General features: G+C 53.1%; 25 protein-coding genes and 1 pseudogene. 13 read left to right on the forward strand and 13 right to left on the reverse strand.

What is annotated here, in order from left to right:
• Window positions 1–19 precede the first annotated feature (19 nt).
• On the forward strand, window positions 20–1,249 hold the full coding sequence (locus RUM8411_RS07125) for an MFS transporter (protein WP_085821976.1): 1,230 nt from the start codon (window positions 20–22) through the stop codon (window positions 1,247–1,249).
• A gap of 11 nt (window positions 1,250–1,260) precedes the next feature.
• Window positions 1,261–2,190 (forward strand): DMT family transporter, encoded by a 930-nt coding sequence (locus tag RUM8411_RS07130; protein ID WP_085821977.1) that lies wholly within the window; start codon window positions 1,261–1,263, stop codon window positions 2,188–2,190.
• 30 nt (window positions 2,191–2,220) lie between these two features.
• On the opposite strand, the gene RUM8411_RS07135 is transcribed toward RUM8411_RS07130, so the two are convergent.
• Both RUM8411_RS07135 and RUM8411_RS07140 read right to left on the reverse strand, forming a co-directional pair.
• The gene (locus RUM8411_RS07135) at window positions 2,221–3,201 is read right to left on the reverse strand and encodes a quinone oxidoreductase family protein (RefSeq protein ID WP_085821978.1); all 981 of its coding nucleotides are present in this window, start codon (window positions 3,199–3,201) and stop codon (window positions 2,221–2,223) included.
• A 93-nt stretch (window positions 3,202–3,294) separates the two neighbouring features.
• Window positions 3,295–3,585, reverse strand: coding sequence for a DUF1330 domain-containing protein (locus RUM8411_RS07140; protein ID WP_159453862.1), 291 nt, complete (start codon window positions 3,583–3,585; stop codon window positions 3,295–3,297).
• A 332-nt stretch (window positions 3,586–3,917) separates the two neighbouring features.
• On the opposite strand from RUM8411_RS07140, the gene RUM8411_RS07145 reads away from it, so the two are divergent.
• Window positions 3,918–4,787: a LysR family transcriptional regulator gene (locus RUM8411_RS07145; protein ID WP_085821980.1), complete on the forward strand. Its 870-nt coding sequence runs from the start codon at window positions 3,918–3,920 to the stop codon at window positions 4,785–4,787.
• A gap of 193 nt (window positions 4,788–4,980) precedes the next feature.
• Here RUM8411_RS07145 and RUM8411_RS07150 read toward each other — a convergent pair whose 3' ends face one another.
• The 3 genes from RUM8411_RS07150 to RUM8411_RS07160 all read right to left on the reverse strand — a co-directional run bounded on the left by RUM8411_RS07150 (window position 4,981) and on the right by RUM8411_RS07160 (window position 7,746).
• Window positions 4,981–5,562, reverse strand: a complete 582-nt coding sequence (locus RUM8411_RS07150) for a histidine phosphatase family protein (RefSeq protein ID WP_085821981.1) — start codon at window positions 5,560–5,562, stop codon at window positions 4,981–4,983.
• Window positions 5,563–5,890: 328 nt separating this feature from the next.
• Window positions 5,891–7,201: a UDP-N-acetylglucosamine 1-carboxyvinyltransferase gene (gene murA / locus RUM8411_RS07155; RefSeq protein WP_085821982.1), complete on the reverse strand. Its 1,311-nt coding sequence runs from the start codon at window positions 7,199–7,201 to the stop codon at window positions 5,891–5,893.
• Window positions 7,202–7,215: 14 nt separating this feature from the next.
• Window positions 7,216–7,746 carry a CGNR zinc finger domain-containing protein gene (locus tag RUM8411_RS07160; protein ID WP_085821983.1) on the reverse strand — a complete coding sequence of 177 codons (531 nt, stop codon included), beginning with the start codon at window positions 7,744–7,746 and terminating at the stop codon, window positions 7,216–7,218.
• Window positions 7,747–7,883: 137 nt separating this feature from the next.
• On the opposite strand from RUM8411_RS07160, the gene RUM8411_RS07165 reads away from it, so the two are divergent.
• Both RUM8411_RS07165 and RUM8411_RS23215 read left to right on the forward strand, forming a co-directional pair.
• Entirely contained in the window at window positions 7,884–8,531 is a 648-nt protein-coding gene (locus tag RUM8411_RS07165; RefSeq protein WP_159453863.1) for an AzlC family ABC transporter permease, read from the forward strand.
• A 19-nt stretch (window positions 8,532–8,550) separates the two neighbouring features.
• Entirely contained in the window at window positions 8,551–8,826 is a 276-nt protein-coding gene (locus RUM8411_RS23215) for an AzlD domain-containing protein (RefSeq protein ID WP_370738032.1), read from the forward strand.
• A gap of 99 nt (window positions 8,827–8,925) precedes the next feature.
• Here the strand turns inward: RUM8411_RS23215 and RUM8411_RS07175 are convergent, their stop codons facing one another.
• From RUM8411_RS07175 to RUM8411_RS07190, 4 genes are all read right to left on the reverse strand, one after another.
• Window positions 8,926–10,536 carry an FAD-dependent monooxygenase gene (locus RUM8411_RS07175; RefSeq protein WP_159453864.1) on the reverse strand — a complete coding sequence of 537 codons (1,611 nt, stop codon included), beginning with the start codon at window positions 10,534–10,536 and terminating at the stop codon, window positions 8,926–8,928.
• 166 nt (window positions 10,537–10,702) lie between these two features.
• Window positions 10,703–11,599 carry a hypothetical protein gene (locus RUM8411_RS07180; protein WP_143534846.1) on the reverse strand — a complete coding sequence of 299 codons (897 nt, stop codon included), beginning with the start codon at window positions 11,597–11,599 and terminating at the stop codon, window positions 10,703–10,705.
• Between the two features lie 110 nt (window positions 11,600–11,709).
• Window positions 11,710–12,627, reverse strand: coding sequence for an alpha/beta hydrolase (locus RUM8411_RS07185; RefSeq protein ID WP_159453865.1), 918 nt, complete (start codon window positions 12,625–12,627; stop codon window positions 11,710–11,712).
• Window positions 12,628–12,832: 205 nt separating this feature from the next.
• Complete coding sequence (locus RUM8411_RS07190; protein ID WP_159453866.1) at window positions 12,833–13,108, reverse strand: EF-hand domain-containing protein; 276 nt, start codon at window positions 13,106–13,108, stop codon at window positions 12,833–12,835.
• Window positions 13,109–13,209: 101 nt separating this feature from the next.
• Between RUM8411_RS07190 and RUM8411_RS07195 the strand changes: the two genes are divergently transcribed.
• The 5 genes and pseudogenes from RUM8411_RS07195 (at window position 13,210) to RUM8411_RS07215 (ending at window position 16,583) form a co-directional block, all read left to right on the forward strand.
• Window positions 13,210–14,145, forward strand: coding sequence for a LysR family transcriptional regulator (locus RUM8411_RS07195; RefSeq protein ID WP_159453867.1), 936 nt, complete (start codon window positions 13,210–13,212; stop codon window positions 14,143–14,145).
• A 174-nt stretch (window positions 14,146–14,319) separates the two neighbouring features.
• Window positions 14,320–14,670 (forward strand): annotated as a pseudogene (locus tag RUM8411_RS07200) (IS110 family transposase); the annotation flags it as partial.
• A 268-nt stretch (window positions 14,671–14,938) separates the two neighbouring features.
• On the forward strand, window positions 14,939–15,358 hold the full coding sequence (locus RUM8411_RS07205) for a hypothetical protein (RefSeq protein ID WP_085821991.1): 420 nt from the start codon (window positions 14,939–14,941) through the stop codon (window positions 15,356–15,358).
• A 98-nt stretch (window positions 15,359–15,456) separates the two neighbouring features.
• Complete coding sequence (locus tag RUM8411_RS07210; protein WP_234995153.1) at window positions 15,457–15,885, forward strand: plastocyanin/azurin family copper-binding protein; 429 nt, start codon at window positions 15,457–15,459, stop codon at window positions 15,883–15,885.
• The gene (locus RUM8411_RS07215; RefSeq protein ID WP_085821993.1) at window positions 15,882–16,583 is read left to right on the forward strand and encodes an RNA polymerase sigma factor; all 702 of its coding nucleotides are present in this window, start codon (window positions 15,882–15,884) and stop codon (window positions 16,581–16,583) included. The genes RUM8411_RS07210 and RUM8411_RS07215 overlap by 4 nt, the downstream gene beginning before the upstream one ends.
• A 200-nt stretch (window positions 16,584–16,783) precedes the next feature.
• On the opposite strand, the gene RUM8411_RS23310 is transcribed toward RUM8411_RS07215, so the two are convergent.
• Both RUM8411_RS23310 and RUM8411_RS07225 read right to left on the reverse strand, forming a co-directional pair.
• Window positions 16,784–17,026 carry a putative antibiotic biosynthesis monooxygenase gene (locus tag RUM8411_RS23310; protein ID WP_085821994.1) on the reverse strand — a complete coding sequence of 81 codons (243 nt, stop codon included), beginning with the start codon at window positions 17,024–17,026 and terminating at the stop codon, window positions 16,784–16,786.
• Window positions 17,027–17,092: 66 nt separating this feature from the next.
• Window positions 17,093–17,329, reverse strand: a complete 237-nt coding sequence (locus RUM8411_RS07225; RefSeq protein WP_085821995.1) for a putative antibiotic biosynthesis monooxygenase — start codon at window positions 17,327–17,329, stop codon at window positions 17,093–17,095.
• Window positions 17,330–17,417: 88 nt separating this feature from the next.
• Between RUM8411_RS07225 and RUM8411_RS07230 the strand changes: the two genes are divergently transcribed.
• The gene (locus tag RUM8411_RS07230) at window positions 17,418–18,305 is read left to right on the forward strand and encodes a LysR family transcriptional regulator (RefSeq protein WP_085822032.1); all 888 of its coding nucleotides are present in this window, start codon (window positions 17,418–17,420) and stop codon (window positions 18,303–18,305) included.
• A gap of 72 nt (window positions 18,306–18,377) precedes the next feature.
• Here the strand turns inward: RUM8411_RS07230 and RUM8411_RS07235 are convergent, their stop codons facing one another.
• Complete coding sequence (locus RUM8411_RS07235; protein ID WP_143534847.1) at window positions 18,378–19,373, reverse strand: MBL fold metallo-hydrolase; 996 nt, start codon at window positions 19,371–19,373, stop codon at window positions 18,378–18,380.
• Window positions 19,374–19,399: 26 nt separating this feature from the next.
• Window positions 19,400–20,002: a short chain dehydrogenase gene (locus RUM8411_RS07240; RefSeq protein WP_085821996.1), complete on the reverse strand. Its 603-nt coding sequence runs from the start codon at window positions 20,000–20,002 to the stop codon at window positions 19,400–19,402.
• 952 nt (window positions 20,003–20,954) lie between these two features.
• Here RUM8411_RS07240 and RUM8411_RS07245 point away from each other — a divergent pair.
• Window positions 20,955–21,950: an extracellular solute-binding protein gene (locus tag RUM8411_RS07245; protein WP_159453868.1), complete on the forward strand. Its 996-nt coding sequence runs from the start codon at window positions 20,955–20,957 to the stop codon at window positions 21,948–21,950.
• 29 nt (window positions 21,951–21,979) lie between these two features.
• Window positions 21,980–23,581: a BCCT family transporter gene (locus RUM8411_RS07250; RefSeq protein ID WP_234995154.1), complete on the forward strand. Its 1,602-nt coding sequence runs from the start codon at window positions 21,980–21,982 to the stop codon at window positions 23,579–23,581.
• The last annotated feature ends 756 nt before the right edge of the window (window positions 23,582–24,337 follow it).

The following is a 24,337-nucleotide window of genomic DNA, read 5'->3' on the forward strand; positions in this document are numbered from 1 at the left end:
CGAACTGAAAGATCATCGCATGACAGGCATAACTCAGCACCATCGATCTTCCTTGATCATAGCGCTGTCTTTCGTGGCCCTTGCGTTGACCTTTTCGGCTCGGGCTGCCTTGGGACTGGTCATGCCATTATTGGAACAAGACATGGGGTGGAGCCGTAGTTTTACGTCTTCTGCCGCTGCCACTGCATTGCTTGTTATGGCCATTATCGCGCCCTTTGGTGGACGGCTTGTCGATAAACAAGGCGCGCGCGCCATTCTTCAAATCGGTTTGGCAGCCCTTGCAGTGGGGTGCTTTCTTGTTGCCGTAACAACAAACCCGCTGGCCTTCTTTATCGCGTTCAGTGGGATTGCAGCAGTTGGCTTTGGCCTTGTTGCAACCCATGTGGTTTCAACCGCGGTTGAACAGGAAGTGACCCGTAACAAGGGTCTGGCGACGGGTATCGCAACCTCTGGTTCGACAGGTGGTCAGTTCTTGTTTGTACCACTGCTGGCGCTGCTGATTGGATTATATGACTGGCGCATGGCGTTTATCCTTCTGGGGCTGGGATCGCTGGGAACTATGGCCTGTGTGCACAAGTGGTTCCCGCGTCCGCCAAAGGCTTTGCCTGAAACAATTGCCCGGACTGAACCCGACAACACCTTGGCACAAGACCTTGAAACGATCCTTAAACTGCCTGCGTTTCAAATATTGTTTTGGAGCTACTTTATTTGTGGCTACACGACGTCTGGTGTTATCGAGACGCACTTTCTGCCCTACGCCTCCTTTTGCGGGTTTGGTCCGGTTCCCTCGGCAACAGCTTACGGACTTTTGTCAGCCATTAACCTGGTCGGCATGATCCTTGCAGGATGGCTCACCGATCGCGTAAACAGGCCGGCGTTGCTGGGGAGTATCTATCTTTTGCGCGGCCTGACGTTTGTCATTCTGATCAACGTCGGAGCAAGTTTTGAGACCCTAATATTTTTCTCGATCCTGTTTGGCCTGGTCGATTATTCCACTGTACCGGTAACTGCCAGCCTAGTAGCGTCGCATATTGGCATGCGCGTTATGGGGTTAGCCTTTGGTCTGATTTCCGCCGGGCATCAGGTTGGTGCGGCCCTTGGGGCCTATTTCGGTGGTGTGCTCTACGACCTTTATGCCCAATACGATTGGGTCTGGCAGTCCTCCATGTGGCTCGCCGTTTTTGCCGGAATTCTGGTGTTCTTTTTGAATGACAAGCCCGCGCCGCACCCCGTAAACCCAACACATTGAAGGTACCCGAAATGACGATTTACTCGGGAGTCGCTCGCCCGCAAAATGTTACGCGCGGCATCGTGCTCATCCTGGCCACCATGTTTGTGACCTCGGTTCAGGATGTGGTATTCAAACTCTACGCCGGAAATCTGACCCTTTGGCAAATCTTTGCTCTGCGTGGGATACTTGCGCTTCCCATTCTTTTTGTTCTGGCAAGGATACAGGGTTTTCATGGGGCAGTGCTCGGGATGGCCTTGCAGAAATGGCCGCTACTTCGGGCGCTCTTTGTGACCGTGACATTCCTGGCATTTTATGGCGCGATACCGTTCATAAGCTTGTCCACGGTTGGTGCTGCCAACTATATCGCGCCGATCATTGTGACATTGCTATCTGCCTATTTCATCGGGGAACGGGTGGGGCCGATTGGCTGGGTCGCCGTTTTTGTTGGGTTTGCAGGTGTTGTTATCCTTCTTCAACCAGGCGCAGATACGTTCTCACCCTGGGCCGTATTGCCAGTGATAGGTGCTGGCTTTTACGCGATTTCGCACATCACTACCCGGACCAAATGTCAGGACGTTCCGCTAGCAGCCATGGTGCTCTCCTTAATGCTAGTGATGACTGTGGTCGCGCTCGCGGTCAGTGCAATGCTCTACATTTGGCCACCTGAAGGTGCCCTTCCAGATGCTTTTCCTTACGTTTTTGGAATCTGGTCGCCTCTGGGTACAACAGAATGTTTAGTACTGGTTCTGCTTGCTGTCTTCACCGTCGTCATAAGCCTCGGCCTTGCTGGGGCATATCAGACTGCTCCACCAGCAATCGTCGCAACATTTGAGTATTGTTATCTGGTTTATGCCGCTTTCTGGGACATGTTCATTTTCGAGAGCGCCCCGGGTTTCTCAACGATCACGGGGATGGTGCTGATTGTCGGCGCTGGCTTAATGCTCTTGAAGCGGAAGTAGCGAATTGGCTTTGTCGCATAGTTCATCATATTAAGGCATCAAAACCAGCGACCCTGTTGTTTTTCTAGCTTCCATGAGGGTGTGGGCCTGACGCGCCTCCCTGATTGGAAGCCTGGTAATCTGAGGTTGTCTGATTGCCCCGTCTTGAACCGCCTTAAACAGCGTATCAGCTGCGATTTGGAATTCCTCTGGATCTGACGTGTAATGGGCGATGGAGGGGCGGGTCAGGAATAATGACCCCCTGCTTACCAGGTCCGATACATCCAACTCACGTGGTGCCCCAGAGGCCGCTCCAAAGCTGACCATGGTACCACGGGGGCGCAAACTATCGAGTGAGTTTGTGAACGTCGCCTGGCCGATGGAATCGAATACGACATCCACACCTCCCGTCAGATCACGCAGTTTGGTCACAAACTCCGGATCATCAGACAACAAGACATGATCGCACCCATTCGCGAGAGCCTGTTCAATTTTCTCTTCTGAGCCGACAGTACCGATTACAGTAGCGCCTTTGGCATGAAGCCATTGACACGCAAGTGAACCAACGCCTCCCGCAGCGGCATGAAACAGGACGGTTTGATTTTGGTTCACCGCCACACATCGGTTGATCAAATACTCGACCGTTATCCCTTTGAACATCAAAGCCGCTGCCAGATCATCCTCGATCCAATCGGGTAGTTTTATTACCCGACCAGCCGAGATATTGCGGCCCAGCGAATAGCTGCCGGGTGCACCACCAACGTAAGCAACGCGATCCCCCGATGCAAAACGCGTCTGCGCATCGCCAACTGCTTCGATCCGACCTACGGCTTCAACACCGATGCGTGCCGGAAAGGCTAGTGAACGGTCCGCTCCTTTGCGCTGATAGATATCCAGGAAATTGACGCCGACAGCAGTATGCCGGATTTGAACTTCGTCAGAGGTGGGTTCGTTCAGTGGCACCTCATCCCATGTCAAAACGTCGGGATTGCCGTATTCACCATATTGGAATGCGTGAGTGGTCTGGGACATGAGGACTTCCTGTTCGTGTCTGAGATAGCGACATATGCTTCCGCACAACAAATGTTTGTGAAAGGTAAGTCGCGGGAGTGATGTAATTGAGCTCTAGCTAAGTGTGGCAACAACGATTGCCGCGCCGGATGATATCGATTTTCGCAAATCTTTGGCCTCGGCATAGTCGACCGAATTGTACCAACCATGGGCTGCGCTCCTGTCAGGAAAGGCGATGACAACGACTCGCTCATGGGCGAAGTCACCTTCAAGCACATCAATCTGGCCACCGCGCACTACAAATTGGCCGCCATACTTCTTGATCGAAGCGGGGGACATGTTCTTGTAGGTCTCGAAGGCAATCGGATCATGGATGTCTTCCTGAAAAATAACGAATGCAGTCATGTTGCCAAACCTTTGAGCTTTAGACATACGCGGCCCCTGAAGGCTGTGTATGCAAGAGAAAACCAATCGTTATCGTCCTCTGAGAAACCGTTTTTCGTGTGTGAGACGATGACGAAGCTCTTCTCCTTTGCGACGTTCATGTTCCAAAAACATGGAAGCGTGCGCTGGATCAGCCTTATCATGGGCAGAGAGTCCAGTGATGAATGTACCAAATAGATTTAACATGCCACTTCTCCTTGAGTATTTGACAATTCTTAAATTCTATATAGGCATGTAGGCAGCATATCGGCCAATCAATATGCTTCTCTATTTGTTAGTTCAGGTATCATATAATGAACTGGTCACGAATACCGTCACTCGCAGCATTGCGTGCCTTTGAAGCCGCAGTACGACACCAAAGTTTCAGCAAGGCAGCGTCCGAGCTGAACGTCACGCACGCGGCGATTGCCCATCATGTCCGCAGTCTTGAGGCGGAGTTTTCCGAAAGCCTGATGGTCAGGCAAGGTCGCGGGATTGTCGCCACGCCAGTGGGCACGCGGTTTGCCGAGGATTTGCAGACCGGTTTCGAAAGCATCGCAGACGGTGTCGAAAATCTACGGGCATTGGGCGAACAAAGGCCGCTCAACATTGCAGTGACTCCTATATTTGCAGCAAACTGGCTGATGCCGCGCATTGGCGATTTCTGGGCACTGCACCCGGAAATTTCCCTGAACATCAATCCAGGCGTCGATTTGGTCGACTTGCGAAAAAGCGGAACCGATCTGGCGATCAGATATGGCAATGGGGAATGGCCCGCACTCAAGTCTCAACTGCTGACAGATGGCGACTTCTTAGTTGTCGCGCATCCAGACCTGATTGGCGACAGAAAGGTAGATTGCTTACCGGATGTTTTAGACCTGCCGTGGATCATGGAACGTCATATGATGGAACGAAAAGCGCTTGTTGAGCGGGAAGGCGTCGACTTTGACAAGGTCAAACTCACACTCTTGAATACCAACGCATTGGTGTTGTCAGCCGTCGCCGCCAAGCTTGGAGTCACGGTCCAACCCAAGTCCATTGTGGAGCGGGACATCGTTTCTGGGGACCTGGTCAAGATCTGTGCACTCAATCAGCGGAATCTTGGTTACTACATGGTTACTTTGCCGGATCGGCAGCCTAAAGGGCTGCGTGAATTTATGAAGTGGCTCAGGACAAACAAGTGAACTGGGTTCTTGGAAGCACAATGATGATGCCAATATCGTCGGCGCTTGAGCAGAAAACTGAAATGCTGCGTTAGCAAGACCGTATTGCCGACATTCGCCGCGCCTGCGAAATTGGGGAGCGACCGAAGTAACAGACTCGGCGCATTCCACTCGGTCTCTCCATGACGGAACGCAAACAACGGCAGATGGGCGATCATTCTTCGACTTCAAGTACTGTTTCCTGCCCGTTTTCAAGCAGATAGACGATACCCTGAAGATTTGACAATTGGCCTGCTTGCGCCAACTCAATACCGCGAACATGAGCTCGAAGCACCTGCCCCAGCAAACCATGGGCCACGATCACGGTCGGCCCGGTTAAATCCTTGACAAAGCTGCAAATGCGATCATGAAATGCGACAATTCCTTCGCCCCCTTCCGCTGCTTCATAGATATCAAGCGCTGTCGGGCCATTGGCCTGCCATTCGATATGTTCAGCCATGATATCCGCCCGATAGCGGCCCTGCCAGCGCCCTGCATCAATCTCCATCAGTCGCGGATCAGTGGTATAATCTGCACCGGCAAGCGCAATGTCAGCCGTTTGGCGGGCGCGACCCAAAGGTGAAGCAAATATCGCGGGCTTCCCTGCCAGTATTTTTGGCATGATCAACGCCTGACGCCGGGCTTCGGCTATTCCCTGTTCGGTCAATGGCGAATCCAGCTGCCCCTGAAGGCGGTAGTCGCGGTTCCATTCCGTCTGTCCGTGGCGAAGAAACCATAAAGTGGGTAAAGATCTCATGCCGTGCCTTCTGCGCCAAGTCCCCAAAAGAGGTCAACAGGAAGCTACCCTGGAGACAACTGTTCGCGGAGGAACCGACCACAAACACGCCGCCACGACAAGGGGCGACATAATGGGTCAAGTTGAGTGCTTGGTTGTTGACGCAATATCGCAGCGACTACAGCCGAGCAACACTCCAAAAACCCTTGGTTACACGGGAGGCTGTTGGCTCTACGGAGAAACAGGAAACGCAGTCGCAGCCGAAAGTTCAGCATTCAATCCAATTGAAGGTTGCCTGGTCAGTTTCAACCTTGGAACGGGTACTTTCATCCTCGAACATACGTGGAAATCAAGTCCGTGCTGGCGTCCTGGAAATCTTGGCGCCGAGGGCATTGAGCCTCTCATCAATGCGCTCGTATCCGCGTTCAATCTGTTGGGCATTGTTAATGATTGACGTTCCTTCGGCGCCCATTGCCGCGATCAGCATTGCCATGCCCGCTCGGATATCCGGGCTTTCCAAACGTGATGCTCGCAATCTGGTTGGGCCGGAAATAACCGCGCGATGCGGATCACAAAGAACAATCCGAGCACCCATCGCGATCAGCTTGTCCACGAAGAACATACGGGATTCGTACATCTTTTCGAACATCAATACCATGCCCTCGCAATGAGTAGCTGTCACAATAGCGATCGAAATTGTGTCAGCAGGAAAGGCCGGCCAGGGTTGGTCTTCGATCTTCGGGACGTGTCCACCAAAATCGGGCACAACTTTCTTTTCCTGCATTCGTGGCACGATGAGATCGTCACCCTCAATACGACATCGCACACCAAGCTTGTCGAAACCCATAAGAGTGGATCGAAGATGTTCGACGCCTGCATTGGTGATCCGCAATTCGGAATTGGTGACAGCGGCAAGACCGATCAGCGATCCGACTTCAACATAATCGGTTCCAATCCTGTGCTTTGCGGGTTGGAGATCGCGTCCGCCGTGTATCTTCATGCAGTTTGTGCCGATGCCTTCGATCTCTCCACCCATCGCTATCAGGAAGTGAGCCAAATCCTGAACATGAGGTTCCGATGCGCAATTCCTGAGGATCGTCGTGCCTTTAGCGGCCACCGCGGCACTTAGGGCATTTTCAGTCGCAGTTACCGATGGTTCATCCATGAAGACGTCAGCGCCAACAAGCTTACTTGCGCGAAATTCATATGATCCGTTAACTGAGATATCTGCACCCAAACACTGTAACGCCAAGAAATGTGTATCAAGTCTGCGCCGACCGATCACATCCCCGCCTGGGGGAGGCAACGTGACCTCGCCACATCGCGCGAGCATCGGCCCGGCCAATAGAATGGAGGCTCGTATCCGGCCGCAGAGATCGGGATCGAGATCTGCCGGCCGGATATCCCGCGCATGAATGCGGAGCACGTTTGTCCCGATCCATTCCGTTTCTGCACCAACTGACGCAATGAGTTCGACCAAGGCTTCAACATCCCGTATTCGCGGAACATTGGATAATTTGACGTGAGCCTCGTTCAATAGAGCCGCTGCGATAATCGGCAGGGCAGCATTTTTATTGCCTGATGGCGTTATGTTTCCGGAAAGCTGGTGCCCTCCTTCCACAACATACTCAATGCGTTCACTCGCTCTCGGTGCTGCCATGCCTCATTCCTATTTTAGGTGTTTTGTATTCTTCGTGCATAGTTGCGGGCAGATTTTGCCCGATTGCCACACGTTTCCATAGTGCACCATTTGCGCCGACCATTCTTGGTTTCATCAATAAACAACCATCCACATTCCGAGCCGGGACATTTCTTCACACGTTTCAATTCACGCTCGTCGCTCAGAACTGACAGCGCTGAAACGGCAATGAGACTTAGGATTGGTTGTTGACGAACATATTCGACAGTTCCGCATTCATGGATGACTAATTTGCTCACGTGCTTAGTGAACTGGTCGATACTCACCCGCTCACCTTTAACGAACAGCGATCGCAGTTGAGATCGAAATGTGTGGAGGTCTTCTATCAAGTCGGGGGGGAGAGCATCAGGCAGGCTTAGGGCACGCATCCATAGCTCTAGGTCACTGAAGCTTTCGATCTTTTCCTCGAGAACGCGGTCATCGGTGGTCCAATTCGCGGTATTCAGGAAATCGAGCGCAAGCCGGCCCGCAATTGGTCGAACAATCGAATGTGTACTGTAGCTCATGAAGCTTTCTAACCACTGTAATGGTTGACTCGCAAGGAAAGATATTTCTAACCTTAGCAATGGTTAGAATCGACGATTCCACAAATCAGAAAGAAATGGTCCCTGTTGCGCTGTCAGTGAAAGGTGCCTTGCGAGGCATGATGCGCCTTGCTCCGATCTCGGTATTTGTTGTTCCGTTTGGCGTTGGGTTTGGCATCGCCGCAATCGAACAGGGACTAACCGTTGTCCAGGCCGTCGCAATGAGCGCTGTGGTGTTTTCTGGCGCAGCTCAGTTTGCATCTCTTGAGTTTTGGCCCGAGCCAGTCGGACTGACCTCGATTGCACTAGTCATGTTCGCGGTGAATGCGCGGTTTATCATTACTGGTGCAGCTCTCTCAACGTGGTTGAACCAGCTCCCAATTCTCACCAGGTGGTTTTCCCTGTCATTTCTTAGCGATCCAAATTTTGTAGACAGCCGGTCGGCGTTTCAGGCAGGCGAAAAGGATGTCGGGGTTTTTCTTGGGGGTGGATTGATACTATGGCTAACCTGGGTTGGAGGAACAGTTCTTGGTGCCCTCGCTGGAGAAAACCTTGGCGATCTGAAAGTCTACGGATTTGACGTCGTCATGGTCTGTTTCTTCGCCACCGCGATCACAAGTCGTTTGAAGCCCCTTTCCGCAGTTGTTCCCGCGTTCATTTCGGCCGCGATTGCGATCGCAACGTTGGATTTGTTGCCATTGGGTTGGAACATAATCGCTGCGTCTGTCGCAGGAGGAATGTGGGGAGCCTATCAGAATGCCGTCTGAATTGGCGCCGTGGGCAGCAATGGGAGTGATCGCCACCATCACTTTCCTCAATCGAATCGCAGGTCCATTTATCATGAGCCGCCTACGGACCTCCGCGAGGGTTGAGAGGTTCTTGGACGCAATGTCAGTATCCGTCATCGTCGCATTGATTTCATCTGCACTCGCTCGAGGCACAATACGTGAAGTTGTAGCGGTAGGCGCTTCAGCTTTGGCAATGCTGTGGTTCAATAATGCAATTGTAGCTCTAATTGCGGGCACCTCCGCCGCGGCGCTTTGGCTAAAGTTCCTTGCATGATCTCGACGGGCATGGTGGACGGCCCAGAGCTGCCCTTCATCTCATAGCCAAACGCTGCGGCGCAGCTTCCCGAAAGCGGACGTTAACCTGTTCAAGATCTCATGAGAGAGCTGGTGATTGTAGCAAACCAGGAAATGCAGCGTCCAATGGATTTTTTAGCAGCGTGATATCGTCCACATCATCGTTTCGACTGCCAATACGACCATCCGGTCTGATCCACAAAGCCGAGCGCACAGCAATACCCAACCGATTGTGACAATTCAGCTCTGGATCGATCAGTAGCGAATTCTCATCAAAATCAAGTACTCTGCGCGCGGCTGCCCCTTCGGTGCTATGAGCGACTACGACCAGATCAAGCGCCTTATTGCTCACTTTGACAAGGTCAATTGCTGCTTTCACAAGTTGCTCGGCCTCCAATCCACCATCACTGATCAGAAGAAGAACTGTGTTGTACAGTGACGACAACGCACCTGTGAGAAAAACTGCAGCGCCGTTTGCTTTATATAGGCCTATGTCGCCCGGCACATGAGTTCCGGGGCCGGGCCCAATCGAAGGCTGCTCTCCAACAGAAATGCTGCTGGCTGCATAGTTCCCCATCACTGGCTCGTACCCATTTCCACCATTTTTAAGATAGGCCCAAAAATTCACTGCGAATTGTCGAATTGCCCTGCTTCTTTCAACCGGATCGCTGGTCGACCAGAGGTCGTCGTTTTTTTGACCAACATCAATCATAGCGCGACCTGCGGGGCGGCGCTCACTTTCATAGGTGTCTAAAAGAGCATCATCGGCGTGCCCAGATACGACTGATGCTAATTTCCAACCCAAATTCATTGCGTCCTGTATTCCAGTATTCATTCCCGCAGCACTTCCTGCTGACATGGCATGACATGCATCCCCGCAGATTAGCACCCTTCCAACTCGGTAATCAGAAGCTAATCGAGCCGAACACTGAAAGCTGACATCTGAAATCGGTGGGCCGAGGCGCACGCTTGGTGCGACATCGCGCAAAATATCATGTAGCGAAGTCCAACTGTCGTCACAGTGGTTCAACGAAAGAGAATATATTCTGAAGGCCGATCTTGTCTGATAAATTGCGACCACAAGATGATCCAGATACAACATCCCGTGGTTTGCTTTGTATGGCCAACCTTCGATTTGCGCATCCAGCACATGCCAGTGAAGGTCACTATCGTGGCCTTCAAACCCAATGCCAGCAGCTTGCCGTATTGTACTGTGCACACCATCACAACCAATCAGCCAAGAGGTTTCGACCCTCTCTTCCCCACCGGCTCGGTTTTTCAAGACAGAGATGACTCCTTTCGCACTCTGTTCATATCGTACAAGCTCCAACCCGCGCTCGATAAGCACGCCCAGGCTCTCCAGCCGCGCAATCAGAATAGGGATCAGATCATCTTCGCCGAGATTGAGGTGCCATGGCCAGCGCTCATCAGATGATATAGCAAGCGCTGCAGTTCTGCCTTCAAAGGATTGCTCCATAGACTGAACCGGAACACCTTGCTCGAATATCTGATCAAGGACACCCAACTGCTCTGCTGCATAAAACGTTGACGGCTTTACTACAAATGCGCGCGGCGTAGTTGGTGCGGATGTATCGCGGTCGATTATGCGCAGATCAATGCCACGGCGCGCCAGTTCAATCGCCAGCACCAACCCGCTGGGCCCGGCACCAGAAACAAGTACGTCAGTCAATTGATCACTCCTTTTGGGGTTTTTTTGCGCTATCTTGAGGAGCTCCGCAAATTCATTGTCATTTAATCAATTGTTACCATTCATGTTGTACCGGTTAGGAATGACGCCCGCTTGGGGCTGCGAACAGTCTATTGGGAGTCGCCACCTTTTCTCGTTCAAACCGCGTTTAGCTACCAGCCAAAAAGTGTTTTGCAGGTATTTTGGTGTAAGCCCCATCATAGAAAAAGTTCAACCAAACGGAATGGCCATCGGAATAGATATCTGAAACGCCGCGGGTATCTGATCCTGCGCCGAGCGAATGTACACCGCCTTCCGTATCCAACTGCATCAGCTTGAACGCCTGGTGAGCCTGATGCCCGCGGTAACCGCCGACAACCACCGTTCCATTTACAACCTCAATGGATTCAAGATTTCCAAATCCATCCGCCAGCTTTTCTGACAGGCCGGCCTCATCCAATTCTGAGATACGATAAACAGCGCTGTCCCAAGCGTCATCAGCACCCCATGACACCGCATAGATTTGGCCGTCAGTAATCTCGAATCTGGCAAGACCATTGATCTGAACATCTTTCAGAGCCGGTCGAATTTCTCCGGTGTTTGCCGACACAGTGACAAAACCCCCACGCCCAAAATCGCTGACAAGCAAAGTGGCATCGTTCAGCACCTCGACATCGTAGAAGAACACACCTTCTTCGTCGTAACTCCTACGCCAGTTGACGTCCCCTTCGGGGGAGAGCGAAATTACTTGATTGCCATCCACAAGGACAATTTGTTCGCCAAGTTCAACCAACCCGGTCGGGTTGCGGAGACCTTCGCCGTCGGACAGAGTGATACTCTCATGTACACCGTTCGGACCGAGTTTATAGAGTCCACCATTGGTGGCTTGTGATCCAAATTCTTCACCAGGGCCACCAGGGCCGATAGAAATCGCATAGACGTCTGCCTCAATAGGCAGGATTGCTTCGGTGAAGGGTGGCAGACCACTGACTAGGATCTCTTCTGCGGCAACAGGTTGAACAATCGTCAAAGTTAACAAGGCGCTCAAGCATTTTGTCATTGTCAAAACTCTCTTTGAAACGGCCTGCCGTCGAGGCCATGCTACATTGCTCCGCAACGGATGATCACGAACCAGAAATTGTGGGGGGCTCGTGATCACCGCGTATCGGAGCAGCGTTAAAGGCTGATCTGCTCACCCCGGAAATACGGGCCAAGAGCCGCAATGACACGGTCGATGGTCAGCGGGTCCTCATAGAATTGAAGCTGATTGGCACCATCGATCCAGTGAAGTGCTTTATGGGCCGAAGGGATCTGTTGATAGATTCGCTTTGGAATATCCGGGCCGCTGGCGGCTTTGTCACCGTGGACCATGAGAACCGGCAATGAGAGGCGCGATGCCGCGTCGCTGATCTGCCAGCCCCAAATTCCCGCTTCACTCATAGCTGTAATCCGGTTTTCCCAACCACCGCGATGGAGAAACCACGGCGCTTCGTTGTCCCATGGCAGATACCACTCGGCGACGGCTGTGGCTGTCAACAGGGCTTCGGGGGAACCGACTATTGGAATATAGTCCACCGTACCGGTCTCGGAGAACTTCGCGGCGGCCGCCGTTGAGCGGTTCATACGCGCCTCGACTGACGCAGCTTCGCCGAGATACATGATTGCCGTATCAGGGGTCAGGTAGTGACCGGCAACAATTCCAAGGGATGCGATCCGCTCGTCCTGAGCCGCAGCTTCAATCGCCCAATTCACGCCCTGACAAATTCCAAGGAGATGGAGTTGGCTTGGGTCAATCCCATCCTGTTCAGTAAGGAAATCGACAGCAGCGCGAAGATCTTCGATCTTGGCCTCACCGGATTCAAACCGGCGTGGCTCACCTGAACTGGCGCCGTGATTGCGCGGATCAAAGATCAAAACTGCAAGGCCCTGTTGTGCCAGCCTTGTGGCGTATTGTACTGGCGATTGCTCTTTTACAAACGCCACGGGCCCCATGATCGCCACTGCAGGATGCGAACCCTCTCCTGCAGGCAGGAAGAATTTTCCTGCAAGCGTTTCTAGGCCACTGGGGAATGACACATCGCGTAGGTCGTACATGCCAGAAGCCCTGGGTTGTGCTGTGGCGTGCTTAGGTATGGTTGCTGGTATCCCTGCCGCGGCACCCCAGAGTGCCATCTGCCCGGCAAGAGTTCTGCGGGTTATGTGCATATTTTCTTCTCCCTCAATCTCAGGGCTTTACGTGTATTGTGAGGTTGGAATTTATCGTTTGTTCTATCAGCCTCGGTGCTGAAGACATGGTACTTCAAGACTTCTTGGCGCCTTTGGCTTTCGTCTTTCCAGCGCCGCCACCCTGGTTTTCGCTCGCGTCTACGACGCCGTCACCGTTCGTGTCTGCACCATCGAAAATAATTCTGTGACGATTTATAAACGCTTGGGTCCGCTCAATTCCCGCAGGGTGATACTCAAGCATTTCCTCAAACGTCACGACTCCGTCTTGGTTCAGGTCGTGCGTTTCGGTCGATACATCGGCATGTGCCATGGCGGCTGCAAAAACGACGCTGCTGGCTGTGAAAGCCAATTGGACCATTCTCATGGGGATTCCTCATCGTGTTCAGTTTCGATGAGGTCTAAATGCGCTTAGCTTGACATAACTAAAATGACGCAATTAGCATGCTGATCATGCAAAAACCGAATGATGAATTGGCTACAATGGATTTTCGCGTTTTGCGATTTTTGCGGATCTTGTTGCAGACTGGCAGCGTGACCCGAACTGCTGAACTGCTTGAGATCAGTCAACCCGCAGCAAGTCGCATTCTTGCACGCATTCGGGATCTGACTGGCGATCCATTGTTAATCCGAACTCAGGCAGGGTATCAGCTGACGGATCACGCCCTGTCGCTTCAGGAACCGGTGCTTGAGGCGATCCACGCGACCGAAGCGGTTTTTCTGCCGCCCAAGTTCGACTCCGCCCATTCAAGTCGGCGATTTCGCATCGCTGGTACCGACTATGCAGCAGCCTGCATCATTGGGCCGCTTGTCGATCGGCTGGCGAGGGTCGCGCCAAATGTGAGAGTGGACGTGTCACCATTGGTTCCAGACAGTTTTTCGGCAATTCAGGACGGTGAAATTGATTTTGTCTTTTACGCCGGGCTCAAAGTGAAGGGTGACCTGATTGTCAAAAAACTCTTTACAGACAGATACGTCCTTCTCATGCGTGAGGGTCATCCGCTGTATGAGCATGCGGCGCAGAAGGGTTTTCTGGAACCACCGGATATCACACCGTACCGTCAGATCGAATTCAGCTACCCGACAGTTGATCGGTTGCGCGCGGATACTGTCATGCGCGCGACCAGCAATGGTGACCCGGCAATGTTGTCTGTACCTTTCTTCACCTCCATGCCTTTCCACGTCGCAAACAGCGACGTCGTTGCAGCCGTGCCGTCACGTTTGGGGGTTCAGCTCTCCTCATTCTCCAGCATCGTGTCGGTGCCCTTCAGGTCAGGTGCGGAATTTCCTTACTACCTGCTCTGGCATGAGCGGGGGCAATTCAATCCGGCCATTCACTGGTTTATGGATGAGGTCGTAAAGACCGTTACGCCGCAGGACTCGGCTTAGGAAGAAATGCGGAGACAGTCGAGGATCCAACAAGGGCGCATTGTTCATGCCGCCTCGCAGCTGCTTTTCCAAGCGAAGACGGCCCAAAGGGGATGAGGTGGATGGCTCCTGCTCCACCGGCATCGAACGTGCCAAAGTGCAGTTGTTATCGACTGCTAGGAAAGGAGCCACCCAATGACAGTAAAGACCGTGGGCCTGGATTTGGCCAAGGACGTTTTTCAAGTTCACTGCGTTTCAGCGACTGGGCGCAGGATCATCAACAAAAAAATCAAACGCGCGAAGCTGTTGGCGTTCTTTGGGACGCTGCCGCGCTGTGTTGTTGGCATGGAGGCCTGCGGATCGGCGCATCACTGGGGTCGTGAGCTGAGCAAGCTCGGGCATGATGTTCGCCTTATGCCGGCCGCGTACGTCAAACCCTATGTGAAGCGCGGCAAGACTAATGCAGCCGATGCCGAAGCGATCTGCGAGGTTGTGCGTCGCCCCACCATGCGCTTCGTCGAAATCAAAACGGAAGACCAGCAGGCTGTCCGCACCTACAAGGACGGCCCTTTCCGGACGTTGACCACCCTGTGGTGATGCCGCGGTGCGGCCCGTCGAAGGAGACATTCGCTGCGAGCGCTAAATCTGGAATTAGTTGATTTCATACATCGCTGACAAAGCTGCTCGTCAACGCATTCACCACCTGTTTTGAGCGAATTCGTAGAATTTCGGGAACCTTTCCGCCTTTCCTGCATCCAATGAACCATGAGCGCACGAATGCGCAACTGATGAAAACCTTGGAAAGGACCCAACCATGCTTAGAAACACCGTATTTGCTTTTGGATTTATCGTCGCTGCCGCACCAGCGGCCAAAGCCCACGATGAACAGGCTCTCGCGAATGCCCCCGCCGGTGATCCTTATGTAAAGGTGAGCGATGTTCTCCCCCTGCCTGAGTTCATCCCAGGTCTGGGAACACTCTTCGTTGACCCGGCCACACTGCCCGCCGGTCCGTTTCTCGCTTATGATCGGGACGGGCGTCTGTCAGCTACGATCTACATGACCCCACTCGACGATCTGCAAAGCGGTACGTCATTCGATGGACTGAATATCGGATCACATACAGTCAGTTCGACAGATATTTATTACAATGCTGGGCACCCCGGCGTGGATAAACCGCATGCGCATGTCGTTCTGTTTCACGATGAAAATGCAAAAGATCGTCTGGCCGAATGATCTGTAGGCGACGTCATGCTGTATGGCTTGGGGGGTGTGCAGTCGCCTTCGTCGCTGGTTCGCGGAGCGTGCTTGCGCAGCCGACCGTCACAGTTGAGATGCGCGGAAGTCCCCGTGGCGAGCGCATCTGGTATGATCCTGTTGGTCTTGCCGTGTCTCCGGGCACCACCGTCCGGTTCATCAATCGCGATCCCGGCAACAGCCATACGGCAACCGCCTATCATCCGGCTAACTATGATCGAAGGCAGCGCATTCCCACTGACGCCGACCCATGGGACAGCGACTTTTTGCTTCCGGATGAGCATTTTGAAGTCACTCTGACTGCACCAGGAGTATATGACTACTATTGCCTACCGCACGAAATGTCGGCGATGGTCGGTCGTATAGTGGTTGGAACCCCTGGCGACACCGGCTGGGAGGGAAGTTCAAACGACAAGAGTGATGTGTCGGAAGAGGTCCTGGCAGCTTTGCCTTTGGTACAGAGGATCCTTTCGGAAGGCACCGTGAGCAGGGAGAACGGATCATGAAGGTCCAAACGATCCTCAGGCAACAAGTCTTGGCCGATGCGGCCAAGTCTGAAGCTGAGCTTGTAAGTGCCGCGCGGGAGGGAAGCGAACTGGCAGTCCGGGAGCTTATCCGTCGCCTGAACCCCCGCTTGTTTCGCGTCGCCCGAGGTATCCTCGACAGCGAGACCGAGGCAGAAGAAGCGCTGCAAGAGGCTTATCTCTCTGCGTTCAGCAAACTGGAGGGGTTTCGTGAGCATGTGAGCTTTTCTACCTGGATCACCCGGATCGTGATCAACACGTCGCATATGCAGCGCAGGCGAACGCGTTTTGCCGAAGAATACGACACCGTAGCTGAAACCAGCACACCTAAGGTGATTGCTTTCCCGGGACAAAACTCTGAACTCCCCGACGCAACGCTCGGACGCGCGCAATTGAGAGGCTTTCTTGAAACGGCCGTGTCCGATCTGCCGCCCAATCTGCGACTGCCGTTCCTGCTGCGCGAGACAGAGGGCATGAGTATTCTTACCATCGCAAGCGAGTTACAGATCAACCCGATAACCGTAAAAACACGCCTGTTTCGCGCCCGCCGCCGGTTGCGAACCGCAATCGAACACCGGGTCCAAGGAGGTTTCGATGCTATCTTCCCATTTGGCGGCAAACGATGCGCCAACATGACCTGTCGCGTAGTAGCGCGATTGCAAGCAGGCGGTGCACTCTGACGCAGCACTCTCGACCCATTCCTGCCACTCACCGACCGGTCAAGATGCTGCGGTCGCAGCACGCTTTGCGGTCATTCGCTACAAGCGCGAACTCCGGGCTTAGTCGAACTCACACATCGCAAGACAAAGCAACAGTATAACGATTGCGCAGTAAGGTCTGCTGTAGAACCATTCGCAAAGTCCGTTGCATGTGGAAGCAGTTACCTCGATAGCCAAGGCTGCAGCAACCTGCTCAGCATCGGCATAATTGGGTTAATCAGAAGAGCTGACAGAAGGGTCACGATCACGAATATTCCGAGCAATGGTGGCAATTCGCCGACGACTGGTTCAGTGATCAGTCGAAGCAGGACGAGAGTGGGATATACTCCCAGCACCGATAAAACGAGCTGCTTCCAGAACGGTGGCCGTTTGGGCTCCACACCTGCGACGTGATCTACCCACATGCCAAGTCCAACATTTGGATGTGTGGACGGCTCCGCTGGTCACGGCCTCAACTTCTGTTAGCTTCTTCATGATTTCAGTGTTGGCCTTCCACCGCTCCGAGCCTCCTCATTTTCAAACCGGAGCAGTACGGTGTAGCCCATGTGTTCATTGCCAGGATGGCGGACGACATCGGCGGAAATAAAGCCCGGCACTTTCTCGAACAAAAGATGCAGTTCCCGGACTTTGGGCTCCAGTTCGCCGACCAAAGAAAGGCGAACTTGATCAGAAAAAGCCAGCGTCACGATATTGGTCTGGTCGTTCATGGTATGGCCTCCAGCAGCAGGTTGGTCTTGCAGATTTAAGATGATACAACTTGCATGGAAATTCCAAACAGCTGCAAAGAAGGCTTGCATGGACGCACAGACGATAGAGTGGAGCGATATCCCCTTCGTGCTGGCCGTCTGCGAGACTGGAAGCTTGTCCGGGGCCGCGCGCAAATTGAGGGTGAACCATTCGACTGTTTTCCGGCGCGTCGAGAGCCTGGAGAACAGGCTTGGCGTAACATTGTTTGAGCGGTTGTCGCATGGGTATGTGATGACTGCTGCGGGCGAGTATTTTCTTCAGCATGGCCAGAAGCTTCAGGAGCGCATGACCCGGATACAGCGTGAGTTGAGCGGTCAGGATTTGCGGCTGGAAGGGGTTTTGTCTGTGACGACAACAGACTCGCTATTGTACTTGCTTTCACCGGTGTTTCGGGATTTTCAGCACAAATACCCTGAGGTGGAAATGCGGCTGCTTACAGGCACCCGTCCGCTGGATTTGATGCAGCGTGACGCGGATATTGCTTTACGTCCAACGCAGAACCCGCCCGAACACTGGATAGGCCGTAACCTGTTGCCAGTTTCCTACGCGGTCTATGCCCATACGGATTATGTGAAAGCTATGCAGTACCTGCCGCCGGAACAGCACCGCTGGCTGCAGTTGGACGACAGTCTACGGCAATCCCCGATGAACAAAATAACAGCAGCCCATAAAGCGGACCTTGCCCCTGTATCCTTAACCAGTTCGGTCATGGGGATGTTCGATTTGGCCCGTGCGGGTCTCGGTATCGCTGTGCTGCCGTGCTACCTTGGCCGGACTTGTCCCGAGTTGCAGCAGCTGCACCCCCCGGAGACGAAGAATGATACTTGCCTCTGGCTGCTGGCACATCCTGACATCAGAAGAAGCGCAAGGGTTCATGCCTTCTTTGAATTCGCCACGGTAAAAATCCGTGAAGGCGAGTTCGGTTTCGTTGAATAGCAATGGCAAAACCCGAAAGTACTACATTTGGGTTTTGCCTCCGGAGTTTGACCGATTTAGAGACAGCCCGCCTCAGTCAAGACGCTGATGCCATGTGACCTGCATGCAATGACCCAGTGTGAAGATATCGACACCGCCAAGTCGGTCGCGCCATTTTTCTTCAACCTCGTCTGCGCATTGCTGAGCAATGTTATCGAACAGGATGTTGATGAAGGCATAGGGGTTGCCATCGCCACCGCGTTCTGACGCCTCGCCGAATGCTGCCCCAAAGTCCATGGCCGCGTTGGCTTTGGCGGCCGCGTCGAGGATGTCGGCAACATATTCTTTCTGAATGTTCACATACTCACGGCTCCCGACCCGTGTCAGGTGACCCCCTACGAGGTGGTCGAAATCGTATTCAAGCACCTGATCATGGGCTTCGAGGAAGCCATCAACAGATTCAGCGGCAGCCAGATCCTTGAAGGGCGCCCAGCCAGGGAAAATTACGTCAACCAGCATCAGAACCTTCTGTTCCGGTGCATAGATGAAGATATTGCCTGGGCCGTGGTTCAGACCCTTGTAGCCGAGCTGAAGCGTCTGAGAGCCGACCTCAAGCGTCATACTGTCGGTGAATGTCTGGGTCGGGACAGGGCGGTTCGGATCCTTCTTCTCCGCGAGGTGTGCTGCAGTTTCATCCTGCGCAATAACAACCGCATCATCCGGGTAGATGGAAGCTGCGCCAATGTGGTCAGTGTGCGTATGGCTGTAGATGACGTGGGTGATTGGTTCATCCGTCACGCTGGAGATTGCAGCAAGAATTTTCTCACCGGATGTCGGCGGCGCATCAATGGCGATCACACCTTCGCCGGTGGTCAAAAACATCATCTGATAGGCGCCGTCGTGAACCACGTAAATCCCGCCGCCCAGATCCTCAACGGCATAGCCGATGACTGGATCAATGGCCGGGCCTGCCGCTTCCGCTGGTACAGGTGCAAACGCGTGGTTATGGTCATCTTCCGCTGTTGCAGTACCAGCTCCGGTGGTCACGAGAAGCGCTGCCAGTGTGGCAACTCCAAAGTAAGCCTTCATTTTTCCTCTCCTCTTGTCTCGATCAATCACGCGTAGTCGCGCACAGCGAGTGTTGCGCCGTTGTGTTGGCCCTCAACTGCTGTTTCGTAGGCTTTTGCAGTATCTGCTGCCGAGATCCCCAGTGTGGAATCCATGCCCATCATTTCCATGGTTTCTTTGACAAAACCCGGGCTAACCACATTCACCCGCATGTCCCGCTCAAGCTCGAGTGCGGCAGCCTTGGCAAAGGATTCCAACCCGCCGTTCACCATGCTGAGAACGGTAGAACCCGGTGACGGTTCCTGAGACAAGATCCCCGATGTCAGGGTAAACGAGCCGCCATCGCTGATGTGGTTCTGGCCGACCCGTACAAGGTTCACCCGACCCATCAGCTTGTTTGAAAGAGCAAGATCAAAGTCACCATCATCCAGTTCTTTGAAAGCTCCGAAGTTAGCTAAACCCGCCGCGCATACGACTGCATCGACAGGACCGGCGGCCTCGAACATTGCTTCAATGGAACTCTTTGATCCGAGATCAACTTGAACGTCGCCACCGCTGTGTCCTGCTCGGATCATTTCGTGTTTGGTTGAGAGACGATCAGCAATAGCCCCACCAATCAGCCCGATTGCACCTACGATCAGAATTTTCATTGCGTTTCTCCAAGTCGTTTGTGCAAATGATAATCTGATGCCTGGCGCATGATAATTCACCGCCCATGCAAACAAAGCTTGCGTGAACGCACAAACCTGAAACTGCAACCACGTTCCATTGAGATCTCGATGGGCAGCTAAATGAAGGCGGTTAGAGATTTATGATGCGCACTTCCGCCGATTACCGCCGTTTGAACGAACTGCAGCATCCTTTGCTTTGGGCTCGGTGCCGGCCTTGGTCCAATCGCGGCATCGGCACATTGCACCATGCTCTGTCGTGAAAACGGCCCATTGCTGCCGTTCGCCAGTGGGTCGAGACACTGCAGCGCGGCCCGTTGAACCGGCCTTTCGCTGAACACGTACAATCTTTGGTCGAGCGAACACACTGATCGCGAGACGTTCCTTCCTTTGGTTTGCAGTAAATTAGTGACGGGCCCCGCCCAAAGATGTCATAATATTTTGCGCTTTAGGTGGAGAACGGTCTTTGCTTCACCGTTGCAAATATCTGCCATGCGCAGGAGACGTGAATTGCAATATCGCGACAGGCAGAAGACTGGTTAAAATCAAGATTGGGACCTCAACAGTTTCTAAAATGCTACCACCAGGGCTCCAATTCTGTCGCCCGGACCTCCTGAACCGTCGCATTTGACCGTTGGTGCTTTCATATATTACTGATCATTGGGGTATATTGAAGTATTGTTGCTGAGCGGATTGGGCGTGGGCCCTGAAGATGACCTAAACGACGTTCTAAAACAAACTTGGAAGCGGTCAGGGAGGAGCTTTTTCAATGTATTGTAATCCAAACGCAGTCAGAGGCTGTCAGATTTTGATAGCCGTGCTGTTTACGTCTCTCTCTGCGAGCAACGTAATAGCACAAAGTACTTCTGAAGGTGACGTCACGATCCCAGAACCCGGGCCGACCATCACGTTCACATCCTGGACCGGCCCTTATATGCGAAGTCAGATGCTTGGCTTTGTGCGCCCCTATGAAGAGGCGAGTAACGCCAAAGTGCATGTTGCACATTACAATGGTGGCATTTCGGAAATCCGCGATCAGGTCGAAAGTGCGAATGTGATTTGGGATGTGGTTGACCTGACACAGGCGGACTCTCTTCGTGCCTGTGAAGAGGGGCTTTTGGAGAATATCTCTAACATTGAACTGCCTGATGGTGTGGATGGCACCCCATTTCGAGACGATTTCGTCGAAGGCGCCCTGAACGACTGTGGTGTCGGTGTCATTGTCTGGGGAACCGCATACGCATTTAACAGTTCTCAGTTTGCGGACACGCCTCCCTCAACCATCGCTGATTTCTTCGACACCGAAACCTATCCAGGTCCACGCGCGATCCGAAATGATCCGACAGTGATCATGGAGTGGGCTCTTATGGCTGATGGCGTGGCGCGCGAAGATGTATACCCAACACTTGAAACCGAGGAAGGCGTTGAGCGCGCCCTGAAAAAGATGGACGGAATAAAGTCCGGTTTGCAAATCTGGGAAACCGGTCGTGAACCGGTGCGCATGCTGAACGCTGGTGACGTAGCGATGTCTTCAATTTGGGCAACAACAGGCGCGACCGCTGCACAGGAAGAGGGCGCAGATTTCACCGTCAATATGGACGGCCGTGTGATCGAACTGGATTTGTTTGGTATTCCAAAGGGAAGTCAGAACAAGGAAGGCGCCATCGACTTCATTCGCTTTGCCAGCAGCTCAAATTCACTGGCAGACATGGTTGGGCACTTACCAAATGGTCCGACCCGTAAATCCTCAATGGCACTCCTGTCAGATGACGTTTTGGCGCGTATTCCGAACGGCCCGGCGTATGAGGACAATCTTTACATTCTGTCGGACGCTGAATGGTGGGCAAATAACCATGCGCGTCTGGAGGAAGCGTTCCGGTCTTGGCTCGTGACGTCTGAACGTCAAGGCGCTGCAGGATCAACACGGTAAGCCGAAACAACAGGGCTAAGAGGTGCAAAATGAGTGATCAATCGACACAGAAACCTGACAATCTTGTTGCAAAAAGCGGCTTGTTCAAAGGTATGAACCCGACGATGGGTATCGCTTCAATGGTAATGATATTGGGGTTTGTGTTCTTCACAATTCGCGATGTTGAAGCTTCAAGTGCGATCTTTGCGTCAGGCAAGGATTTTATCATCGGCAGTCTGGACTGGTTTTACGTACTGGTCGTCAACGTAGCACTGTTCTTTGTGATTTGGCTGATGATCAGCCGGTTCGGTCATGTGAAACTGGGTAAAGATGACGACGAGCCCGATTTTTCGACGTTTTCATGGATCTGCATGCTGTTTAGTGCGGGCTTGGGATCTGGGCTGATCTATTGGGGCGTGGCTGAGCCGATGTTCCATATTCAAGGCAGCCCTTTTCTCGATCGTGCAGGAATTGAACCCGGGTCGGTCGGTGCGGCAGTGTCCGCCGTTACGATTACAAACTTCCATTGGGGGTTCCACGGTTGGGCTCTGTATGTGCTGGTAGGACTATCTCTCGCATATTTTTCTTATCGTCATGGGTTGCCACTTACACTGCGCACGGCACTTTATCCGGTGCTCAAGGAGCGGATATATGGTCCTTGGGGGCACCTCGTCGACTTGATCGGAGTATTTGGTACCATATTTGGCCTGGCCACCTCATTGGGATTGGGTGTAACGCCGATCGCTGCTGGTCTTGAAGACCTGGGCTGGATGGCCAACACCCAAACAAATCAGTTAATCCTTGTCGCAGTCATTACCTGTCTCGGTACAGCTTCCGCTGCCTCCGGCGTTGGCAAAGGCGTGCGCATCTTGTCCGAGGCCAACGTTATGGCAAGTATTGGACTGCTGATCCTTTTCATAATCCTGGGGCCGACAGCTTTTTTGCTGGGCATCACGATATCCGGCTTTGGCGACTACTTGTGGACAGTGATCCCGATGGGCTTTTGGATCAATGGTGAGCCCGAGAACCAATGGCAGAGCTGGTGGACGATCTTCTATTGGGGTTGGTGGATCGCATGGTGTCCGTTTGTGGGCCTGTTCATTGCACGCGTGTCCAAAGGTCGGACAATCAAGCAGTTCTGCTATTGCGTGCTTCTAATTCCGACATCGGTTGTGATGCTGTGGATGGGAGTCTTTGGTGGCGCTGCCGCAGGCGTTGATCTGTTCTATGACGCGGGCGTCGTCGAAGCAGTTAACAACGACTATGCGGCTGGCGTGTTCCAAACAGTCAAAGGATTTGGCTATACTTGGCTGGTTTATCCGATCACCGTACTGATCACAGTCCTGCTGATTTCGTGGTTCGTCACGTCTTCTGACTCGGGGACACTGGTAATGTGCACAATGTTGTCGATGGGTGACGAACACCCACCGGTCAAGTTCCGTGTTTTCTGGGGGATCACGGCAGGCGTTGTTGCTGGAGTTCTGATGCTAGCTGGCGGCTTGAGCGCGCTCCAGACGGCGTCAATCGTCGCCGGGCTGCCAATTGCCGTGATCTTACTGTTCATGATCTACGGTATCGTCAAGTCGCTTCACGCCGAACATCCCTTGCCCGATGTTGCGGATAAGTATGAACTGGAGTTCCTCAACAGATAATCAGATTTGACGTACAATTTATCGAAAGGCGGCCACATCCGCCTTTCGCGATTTCCAGCATTGGTTGCGACTAAGCGAATTTAACGGAAAGTGTCTAGGTGACTTTCCCCAGCCGCATTGCAGGGTTTCTTGTTATAGGTAGCAATGCGACTAAGCAGACACGTCAACGTCTTTTGGGCGGCCGTCCGCCGAACTTTGCAAGGTAGGGCCGTCCAAGCATTGTTGCCATTTGAAGCCAGCCAAACATCGGCCAAAATGGACTCACAGCCGCCATCAGTTGCTGCGCAGCATCCGCACAATTTCAACCTCAGTTGGCGACACGAGCAGCCCTAATTGCCGTTGATCTGTGGGCATCGTCGCTGCGGCGCGGCCCGTCAAAGGAGACATTCGCTGCGCGAACAAAGCTGGAAGACGGACGGAGGTCCGAAGAGCGGGACGAAGTGAGCATTCTCTGCGTTTGTTCCAACGACCGCTTTCTTGGTGTAATTGCCCTGTTTCGTGACAAAATCCACGCCCAATACAGTCTATTCTGCTGCCAATAAATAAGTTTTTGGTCGAGCTAGTACCGCAACCGCGGTGCAATTAGAGAGTTAAGCTGAAGCCAGTTAGATATCTAAAACTCATCAAACTCCGGGACATTGCCAAGCCGAATGAGGAAACTTGGCGACCCGACTTCGCCACTGTTCGGATCCTCACTGACCATGTAGGCGTCGGCGCCAGCGCAATCGTCGGATTGCGCTTCTCTTTCTGCTCTGT

Source organism: Ruegeria meonggei (genome assembly GCF_900172215.1).
Classification (GTDB): domain Bacteria; phylum Pseudomonadota; class Alphaproteobacteria; order Rhodobacterales; family Rhodobacteraceae; genus Ruegeria; species Ruegeria meonggei.

Coding starts and splice junctions, on each gene's coding strand:
- RUM8411_RS07125 (WP_085821976.1), top strand. CDS start 20: ATGACAGGCATAACTCAGCACCATCGATCTTCCTTGATCATAGCGCTG.
- RUM8411_RS07130 (WP_085821977.1), top strand. CDS start 1,261: ATGACGATTTACTCGGGAGTCGCTCGCCCGCAAAATGTTACGCGCGGC.
- RUM8411_RS07135 (WP_085821978.1), bottom strand. CDS start 3,201: ATGTCCCAGACCACTCACGCATTCCAATATGGTGAATACGGCAATCCC.
- RUM8411_RS07140 (WP_159453862.1), bottom strand. CDS start 3,585: ATGACTGCATTCGTTATTTTTCAGGAAGACATCCATGATCCGATTGCC.
- RUM8411_RS07145 (WP_085821980.1), top strand. CDS start 3,918: ATGAACTGGTCACGAATACCGTCACTCGCAGCATTGCGTGCCTTTGAA.
- RUM8411_RS07150 (WP_085821981.1), bottom strand. CDS start 5,562: ATGAGATCTTTACCCACTTTATGGTTTCTTCGCCACGGACAGACGGAA.
- murA (WP_085821982.1), bottom strand. CDS start 7,201: ATGGCAGCACCGAGAGCGAGTGAACGCATTGAGTATGTTGTGGAAGGA.
- RUM8411_RS07160 (WP_085821983.1), bottom strand. CDS start 7,746: ATGAGCTACAGTACACATTCGATTGTTCGACCAATTGCGGGCCGGCTT.
- RUM8411_RS07165 (WP_159453863.1), top strand. CDS start 7,884: ATGATGCGCCTTGCTCCGATCTCGGTATTTGTTGTTCCGTTTGGCGTT.
- RUM8411_RS23215 (WP_370738032.1), top strand. CDS start 8,551: ATGGGAGTGATCGCCACCATCACTTTCCTCAATCGAATCGCAGGTCCA.
- RUM8411_RS07185 (WP_159453865.1), bottom strand. CDS start 12,627: ATGTACGACCTACGCGATGTGTCATTCCCCAGTGGCCTAGAAACGCTT.
- RUM8411_RS07195 (WP_159453867.1), top strand. CDS start 13,210: ATGCAAAAACCGAATGATGAATTGGCTACAATGGATTTTCGCGTTTTG.
- RUM8411_RS07205 (WP_085821991.1), top strand. CDS start 14,939: ATGCTTAGAAACACCGTATTTGCTTTTGGATTTATCGTCGCTGCCGCA.
- RUM8411_RS07210 (WP_234995153.1), top strand. CDS start 15,457: ATGCGCGGAAGTCCCCGTGGCGAGCGCATCTGGTATGATCCTGTTGGT.
- RUM8411_RS07215 (WP_085821993.1), top strand. CDS start 15,882: ATGAAGGTCCAAACGATCCTCAGGCAACAAGTCTTGGCCGATGCGGCC.
- RUM8411_RS23310 (WP_085821994.1), bottom strand. CDS start 17,026: ATGTGGGTAGATCACGTCGCAGGTGTGGAGCCCAAACGGCCACCGTTC.
- RUM8411_RS07225 (WP_085821995.1), bottom strand. CDS start 17,329: ATGAACGACCAGACCAATATCGTGACGCTGGCTTTTTCTGATCAAGTT.
- RUM8411_RS07230 (WP_085822032.1), top strand. CDS start 17,418: ATGGACGCACAGACGATAGAGTGGAGCGATATCCCCTTCGTGCTGGCC.
- RUM8411_RS07235 (WP_143534847.1), bottom strand. CDS start 19,373: ATGAAGGCTTACTTTGGAGTTGCCACACTGGCAGCGCTTCTCGTGACC.
- RUM8411_RS07240 (WP_085821996.1), bottom strand. CDS start 20,002: ATGAAAATTCTGATCGTAGGTGCAATCGGGCTGATTGGTGGGGCTATT.
- RUM8411_RS07245 (WP_159453868.1), top strand. CDS start 20,955: ATGCGAAGTCAGATGCTTGGCTTTGTGCGCCCCTATGAAGAGGCGAGT.
- RUM8411_RS07250 (WP_234995154.1), top strand. CDS start 21,980: ATGAGTGATCAATCGACACAGAAACCTGACAATCTTGTTGCAAAAAGC.